We start from the raw sequence: 6,668 nt of genomic DNA on the forward strand, positions 1-6,668 counted from the left end.
GATGACGGTGAGGATGTTCGTTTCTCCTCTCCATCAACGACTGACGCGCACACGGTTCACCGAAAGGCGTCGTTTTCTGTTTCCCAATAAGAAATCCCGCCCAAAAGGGCGGGATTTGCTTGTTCAGCCCGGCATGACGGGCCGGCATCAGAACAGCTTCTTGGCGGTATTCAGCCAGTCGCCTTTGAACGGACGCTTCATGTTCTCGATGGCGTCGATAATATCATGGTGGACCAGTTTTTCATTCTGGATCCCGACGCAACGGCCGCCGTAGCCCTGCTGCAACAGTTCGATGGAATACGCGCCCATGCGGGAGGCAAGAATGCGGTCATACGCTACCGGCGAACCGCCGCGCTGGATGTGCCCCAGCACGGTGGCGCGGGTTTCGCGTTCGGTTTCCGCTTCAATATAGTGCGCCAGCTCATCCACGTCGCACACCAGTTCGGTAATCGCCACAATGGCGTGTTTTTCCCTTTGGCGATACCCGCTTTGATCTCTTCCACCAGGTCTTCTTTTTTGAAGTCGACTTCCGGCAGCACGATGAACTCACAGCCCCCGGCGATCGCCGCGGCCAGCGTCAAATCGCCGCAATGACGCCCCATCACTTCCACAATGGAAATACGCTGATGGGAAGAGGAGGTATCGCGCAGGCGGTCAATCGCTTCCACTACGGTTTCCAGCGCGGTGAAGTAACCGATGGTGTAATCGGTGCCCGCCACATCGTTATCAATGGTGCCCGGCAAACCGATGCAGGGGAAACCCATTTCGGTCAGGCGCTTGGCCCCCATGTAGGAACCGTCGCCGCCGATGACCACCAGCGCGTCCAGATCACGCTTTTTCATGTTTTCTACGCAGACCTGGCGCACCGCTTCTTCGCGAAACGCCGGGAAGCGGGCAGACCCGAGGAAAGTGCCGCCGCGGTTGATCACATCCGATACGCTGTAGCGGTCCAACTGCACCATGCGGTCTTCGTACAAACCCAGATAGCCGTCATAAATGCCGTATACGTCCAGGTTTTCCGCTAACGCGGCACGCACCACACCACGAATGGCCGCATTCATCCCCGGCGCATCGCCACCGCTCGTCAGTACTCCGATTTTTTTAATCATGACAACCTCTGGATTTGTAGATGTAAATTCGCAGATTTTTCTATCTTAAGATTTAAAGCTTACAGGACAACGCCTGATTGTTTATCAACATATACCCGTCATACTTCAAGTTGCAGGTGCGTTGGCTGCGTTCGTTCACCCGAATCACTTACCTGAGTAAGCTCATCGGGATGAAATGAGAGACATCCTGTCTCTCACCAGAGGCCAGCCTTTGGCTGGTCAAATTCGTTCCCGACGAATTTGTCTCTCTCTTGCCGCCTTCCTGCAACTCGAATTATTTTGGGTATAGTATAACAAATACACCTAGCTGAATTGATTCAGGTCAGGCATCAAGCCCCATAAAAATCTATTGCCTATCACATTTTTACAACACTTATTGATACCGGCAGTGTTCCCCGCCGTGTTATTCATCGCTCACAGCACGCGGACGCGTACTACGGTTCTACAGTATCCAGCGGCCACGCTGTTCCTGCGGCACCACCGACACCGGGTCCTGGTGAATGATAATGTCTGAACCGGGGAAACGTTTGAGCAACGCCTGCTCCAGCTCGTCCGCAATTTGATGTGATTCAACCAGCGGCAGGTTATCCGCCATTTCAAGATGCAACTGGATAAAGCGAGTCGGGCCGGAACGGCGGGTGCGCAACTGATGTGCGCCGCTCACGCCCGGCCACGAAGACACGATATTGACGATTTCCTGTCGTTCCTCATCCGGCAGGGCCCTATCCAGCAACATCTGAATCGCGTCGTAAGCCATCCGTAGCGCGCTGCCTAAAATATAGATGCCAATCCCCAGCGCGAATACCGCATCGGCCCAATTGATACCCTTCCAGCTTAATACTAACGATAGCAAAATAGCGCCATTCATCAGGACGTCGGACTGGTAGTGCAACATATCCGCCCGTACCGCCTGGCTATGCGTTTTGCGAATCACCCAACGCTGGAAACTCACCAACAGACCGGTCACCACCAGCGCGATAATGGTAATCCACATCCCCAGTTCAGGCCCTTGCAACGGCTGCGGGTTAATCAGATGTTGGGTGCCGGTCAATAATAAAAACAGCGCCGAACCGGAAATGAACATGCTCTGCGCCAATGCCGCCAGCGACTCGGCCTTGCCATGCCCGAACGCATGTTCCGTATCGGCGGGTTGCAGCGAATAGCGCACCACCAGCAGATTGACCAGTGACGCCGCGATATCCACCAGCGAATCCACCAGCGACGCCAGCAAACTGACCGAACCGGTGTACCACCAGGCGTACATTTTCAGACCAAACAACGATAACGCCGTGGCGGTAGCCAGAAAAGCGGCTGTCGTCACCAGACGAGCGTAATGAGAATTCATACACTATTCCATTCAAACGAGGGGGCCAGTATACCGAATTCCGCACGTGGGAAACCGTGACACTTTATTTCCATTTTGGCGTTACTACCGGTTTTTCGGCATCAACACGGCGTTCAGCGACGACAAACTCAAGGCTTGCGCAGTATTTTCTGCAGCCGCTCCTGTTCCCAGCGCGACCAGCGATCGCGCAGCCAGAAAATCCGCGCCGCCCGCAGCGCCAGCACACCGCCCCAAATCAGCAACGGCCATAAAAACCAATGGGTTTGCGGATTAACCAGCAGATTGGTGACAACCAGCAGGCTATTCACCAGTACAAACAGCAGCAGACTGCGCCAGAAACGGCTTTCCTGCCCAACCTGCGTTCTGGCTTGTTCAATACGTTGCGCCAGCGACTCACCGCTCGCCGCCTGCTCGCCGTCTTCCGTCATCAGCGCCGCCACGTTGATGCCGAATGCAGCGGCAAGCGCGCTGAGCGTTTCCAGACTGGCGCGCTCCCCGTTTTCGATCCGCTGGATGGTTCTGACGCTCAACGCAGACAGTTCAGCCAGTTGTTCCTGAGACCAGGCGCGGGCAAGACGCTGTGATTTAATTGCATTCATGATGTACTCCTGCTTAATGGAAACCTGTCGGCAGACTGCTGCAACTCCCCGAGAAACACCACGACAGCAGCCTGACGGCAACCCGACAAGTACCCGACACACTCCGGAAATCCCGCCATCACGCCCACGTCACCGCCCCACATCGACATGGCGCAGAGGACAAGGGAAAATATAAGGGAGAATAGTAAAGACTCAGATATACACCGGGAACCCTTATGAAACGACGACCTGCTTCACGCCTGCTGATCCTCGATCCTGAACAACGGGTGCTGTTATTTCTGTTCCACCATACTCAGGATGCCCTTGCCGGACAGCGCTATTGGGCAACACCGGGCGGCGCAGTGGAGGAGGGAGAAACCTTTGAGCAGGCAGCGGTGCGGGAGCTGTGGGAGGAGACCGGCATTCGCCGTCAGGACCCCGGCCCTTGCCTCGCCACCCGCACCTTCACCATGACGATGCCCAACGGAGACACCGTACTGGCCGATGAACGGTTTTTCGTCATCCCTATCACCGACAGCGCCATCCACACCGATGCCTGGACGGCGCATGAACGGGAAGTGATGCGGGAGCATCGCTGGTGGAGCCGCGATCAACTGCTCGCCACGCAGGATAAGGTCTACCCGGAACAGTTGGTCGAAATGCTGTGGCCGGGCAAGCCTTACCCCGTCAAGCAACCAGGGGAGCGGGCCAGGTGAGATTTCTTAACGACGAAGACCCGGTTTCCTGTCCTGACGGTCTGTGTAGATATCGTCACGCGGCCCTTACGATGTAGTTAAAGGCGATATTGCGGGGGCGATTTTCATTAGCCGTTGGTACAACGCGCGAGGCGTCAAAGTAAATCCTCTCACCCTGTGAAGATGCGGATGCGCTTCCAACTGGGGGGGCATTCAAAATGTTCGAATTGTCTTCATACACGCCTTCGTTAGAGTTTTTACCATTGTTGTAAAATACCCCGTTAGATTTACCGTTATACGCTACAACAAGCGACTGCTCACCTATGAGGTTCCTGATTGCGTCGCCTTGCAATGAAAGCAGCGCTCGCGCATTGTCAGCCCCTCTCCCATCATCCCAGCCGCGAATAAATTCGCCGCGCAGATCCGGCAGCACGCCTGACGGGTAAACCTGCGCCAACCGTGGATAGCGGCTTTTATCAAATGACTGGCCGTTACATTTCAGCCAGCCATCCGGCGCTGTGGCTTGTGGCCACGGCTGTGGGATACCCACGATGTCATTAATATCCAGTTTGAGTTTGGTGCTGCTATCAATAGCGCTAGCAACAAACGCCGTGGTGGCCAGTTGTGTCGTATTGGTTCCTGCTACGGCGGTCGGCGCGATGGGGTTACCGCTAAACACCGGGCTTTCCAGCGGCGCATACTGCCTGTGCGGATTCGCCGCGGCGATATGGTCAGCCAGCAAGGTATCCGCATAACGCCGTGTCGCCAGCGCCACCGTCGGGTCAAACTTCAGTGTCACCGCATCGGTACGGCTGACAATCAGGACCATACGCACCGTCTGTACCCGACCAGACCCCTCTTTCAGTTCCGGTTTATAGGTTTCCGGGCAGTTGCCGACGGCTATCAGATCCCCATCCACGTCGTACAGACCGATTTCACGCAGCCAGAACCCGCCTTCATGTTCCGGGATCACCTGCTCGGCAATCATTTGGTTGGTGTTATCCCGGTCAACCGTGAGCGCATTGATCCCCCCACGCCGCCTTTCATTCACCAGGCTGGTTTGTAACGGATCCGGGGTGGGGAGTAGGCCGTTGCCATCGCCCACCCCCATTTGCACCAGCTCCAGCACTTTTCCTGCGGCAATGGCTGCCGCCAGTTTTTTCTCACCCGTCTGGGTGAGCAAGGTAAAGTATTTAGCGCCCATCGATTCTCTCATCAGCATGAATATAAAGGAAAAGGTCAGGCAGCCGTAGGGAAAACCGGCTCACGCAAGCGCTCACGGTCCTGCCTGCCTTGTGACAACTATTATGCTGATAGCCCGTCAAATCACCCGCGTATACGGGTGTCACGGCGATGGCACAACAGGGTATGAGTATGGCGGCAAGCCACATGAGAATTTGATAAGACAGAGGAGGCGGGAGTCTGCATTGAATAAAAAACAACCCGTTCGGAATAACCGCATCTCGTTATTCCGAACGGGTGCAGCATCTCATCAGTGTGATGGCGGGGTCGGCCAGTCGATATCCGGCAGTAAAGACAGGTCGATACGACTTAACTGCACCAGATAGATTTTCCAGTCCTTCAGCGACTGCGTTTCCTGTTCAGTGGCCATATCCAGTTCCTGCGCATAGGTCAGCTCGCGAATACGGTCATGTGCCGTCTGGCGACGGGTTTCACACTCCTGTTGGGCCGCCTTTAACAGGCTTTCCTGATACGCCGCGGTATCCGTTATCCAGTGTTCGCCATCCCAACGGTCAAACGCACCGGCAGGCGGCTGCAAGGTCAGATGGACGGGTAGCGGCCCCAGTTCATTCACGCCCTGTGGCTGACGCGTTTTCGTGTCGTAAACGGTCTGCCCACGCAAATCCGGCACCCATTCCCAATGCAGGCCATCAGACGAACGCCTCAGCGCCTGCCCTTCTGCTGCTGGCTGCGGCGGCTCATCGGCATAACTGTGAGCGGGGATCCCCGTTCCTGCCATCAGGTATTCATCACTGTAGCCATCGTATTCACGGGTTAGCGCATCCACATGGTACACCCGTAACCAACCTGCCTGAGCAGCCAGCCCATCCGCCGCCAGCACGGCGCGCATTTCCGGTGTCGGTGTCATCATCACGCAGCCCTCACGATGTAGTTGAATGCGATGTTGCGGGGGCGGTTTTCGTTGGCAGTAGGTACAACTCTTGATGCATCAAAAACAACATTGAAGCCCTTAGTGCCTCCAGTGGTTGAATTAGCATCATATGCAATTTGAGAGCTTGGAAACATCGCTCCGGTTGGAGCATTGATGGTAACAGTCTGATCATCCATGACAAACGAAGCAACAATATTTCTGATCGTATCCCCTTGTGATGAAAGCAGACCTCTATTGTTATCCACCCCTCTCCCATCATCCCAACCACGAATAAACTCACCACGTAAATCTGGCAGCACACCCGACGGATAGATCTGTGCCAGCCGCGGATAGCGATTTTTATCAAACGCCTGACCGTTACATTTCAGCCAGCCACCTGGGGCAGTAGCCTGCGGCCAGGGCAAGGGAATGCCCACAATGTCATTAATATCCAGCTTGAGCTTGAAGTTGTCGTCAGTTTTACCGGACAAGGAATCAACAGCGCCGGCCACAAATGCCGTGGTTGCCAGCTGTGTGGTACGGGTGCCGGCCACCGCTGTCGGTGCCGTAGGGTTCCCGGTCAATACCGGACTTTCAATCGGCGCATACTGCTTGTGCGGGTTCGCGTTGGCGAGGTGTTTCGCCATCAGATCATCGGCGTAGGCTTTCACCTCAATCGCCTTGTCATCAACCGACTTACGGGTTGCCAGCACTACCGACGGGTCAACTTTCAGGGTGACCGCACTGGTGTTACTGACCACCAGAATCATACGTATGGTTTGTACACGTCCCGAGCCTTCCTGCAACTGCGGTTTATAGGTATCCGGG

6 protein-coding genes and 1 pseudogene are annotated in these 6,668 nt (G+C 55.4%); 1 reads left to right on the forward strand and 6 read right to left on the reverse strand.

Going from position 1 to position 6,668, the window contains the following annotated elements:
* Positions 1 to 147: 147 nt before the first annotated feature.
* The 3 genes and pseudogenes from pfkA to DCH402_RS19685 all read right to left on the reverse strand — a co-directional run bounded on the left by pfkA (position 148) and on the right by DCH402_RS19685 (position 3,053).
* Positions 148 to 1,109, reverse strand: a pseudogene (pfkA, locus tag DCH402_RS19675) (6-phosphofructokinase).
* A gap of 442 nt (positions 1,110 to 1,551) precedes the next feature.
* Positions 1,552 to 2,454 (reverse strand): CDF family cation-efflux transporter FieF, encoded by a 903-nt coding sequence (gene fieF / locus DCH402_RS19680; RefSeq protein ID WP_040002995.1) that lies wholly within the window; start codon positions 2,452 to 2,454, stop codon positions 1,552 to 1,554.
* Between the two features lie 128 nt (positions 2,455 to 2,582).
* Positions 2,583 to 3,053: a 2TM domain-containing protein gene (locus DCH402_RS19685; protein ID WP_040002997.1), complete on the reverse strand. Its 471-nt coding sequence runs from the start codon at positions 3,051 to 3,053 to the stop codon at positions 2,583 to 2,585.
* 215 nt (positions 3,054 to 3,268) lie between these two features.
* Here DCH402_RS19685 and DCH402_RS19690 point away from each other — a divergent pair, with 215 nt between their 5' ends.
* Positions 3,269 to 3,748, forward strand: coding sequence for an NUDIX hydrolase (locus DCH402_RS19690; protein ID WP_040002998.1), 480 nt, complete (start codon positions 3,269 to 3,271; stop codon positions 3,746 to 3,748).
* A gap of 55 nt (positions 3,749 to 3,803) precedes the next feature.
* Here DCH402_RS19690 and DCH402_RS19695 read toward each other — a convergent pair whose 3' ends face one another.
* The 3 genes from DCH402_RS19695 to DCH402_RS19705 all read right to left on the reverse strand — a co-directional run.
* On the reverse strand, positions 3,804 to 4,931 hold the full coding sequence (locus DCH402_RS19695; RefSeq protein WP_040003000.1) for a phage tail protein: 1,128 nt from the start codon (positions 4,929 to 4,931) through the stop codon (positions 3,804 to 3,806).
* 288 nt (positions 4,932 to 5,219) lie between these two features.
* The gene (locus tag DCH402_RS19700) at positions 5,220 to 5,840 is read right to left on the reverse strand and encodes a tail fiber assembly protein (RefSeq protein ID WP_040003002.1); all 621 of its coding nucleotides are present in this window, start codon (positions 5,838 to 5,840) and stop codon (positions 5,220 to 5,222) included.
* The coding region (locus DCH402_RS19705; RefSeq protein WP_040003004.1) for a phage tail-collar fiber domain-containing protein at positions 5,840 to 6,668 on the reverse strand (829 nt) is incomplete at its 5' end. The genes DCH402_RS19700 and DCH402_RS19705, both read right to left, overlap by 1 nt.

Source organism: Dickeya chrysanthemi NCPPB 402 (assembly GCF_000406105.1).
GTDB lineage: Bacteria > Pseudomonadota > Gammaproteobacteria > Enterobacterales > Enterobacteriaceae > Dickeya > Dickeya chrysanthemi.

Excerpts from the sequence above, each read along its gene's own strand:
- DCH402_RS19685 (WP_040002997.1), bottom strand. The coding sequence starts at position 3,053 with ATGAATGCAATTAAATCACAGCGTCTTGCCCGCGCCTGGTCTCAGGAA.
- DCH402_RS19700 (WP_040003002.1), bottom strand. The coding sequence starts at position 5,840 with ATGATGACACCGACACCGGAAATGCGCGCCGTGCTGGCGGCGGATGGG.
- DCH402_RS19695 (WP_040003000.1), bottom strand. The coding sequence starts at position 4,931 with ATGGGCGCTAAATACTTTACCTTGCTCACCCAGACGGGTGAGAAAAAA.
- fieF (WP_040002995.1), bottom strand. The coding sequence starts at position 2,454 with ATGAATTCTCATTACGCTCGTCTGGTGACGACAGCCGCTTTTCTGGCT.
- DCH402_RS19690 (WP_040002998.1), top strand. The coding sequence starts at position 3,269 with ATGAAACGACGACCTGCTTCACGCCTGCTGATCCTCGATCCTGAACAA.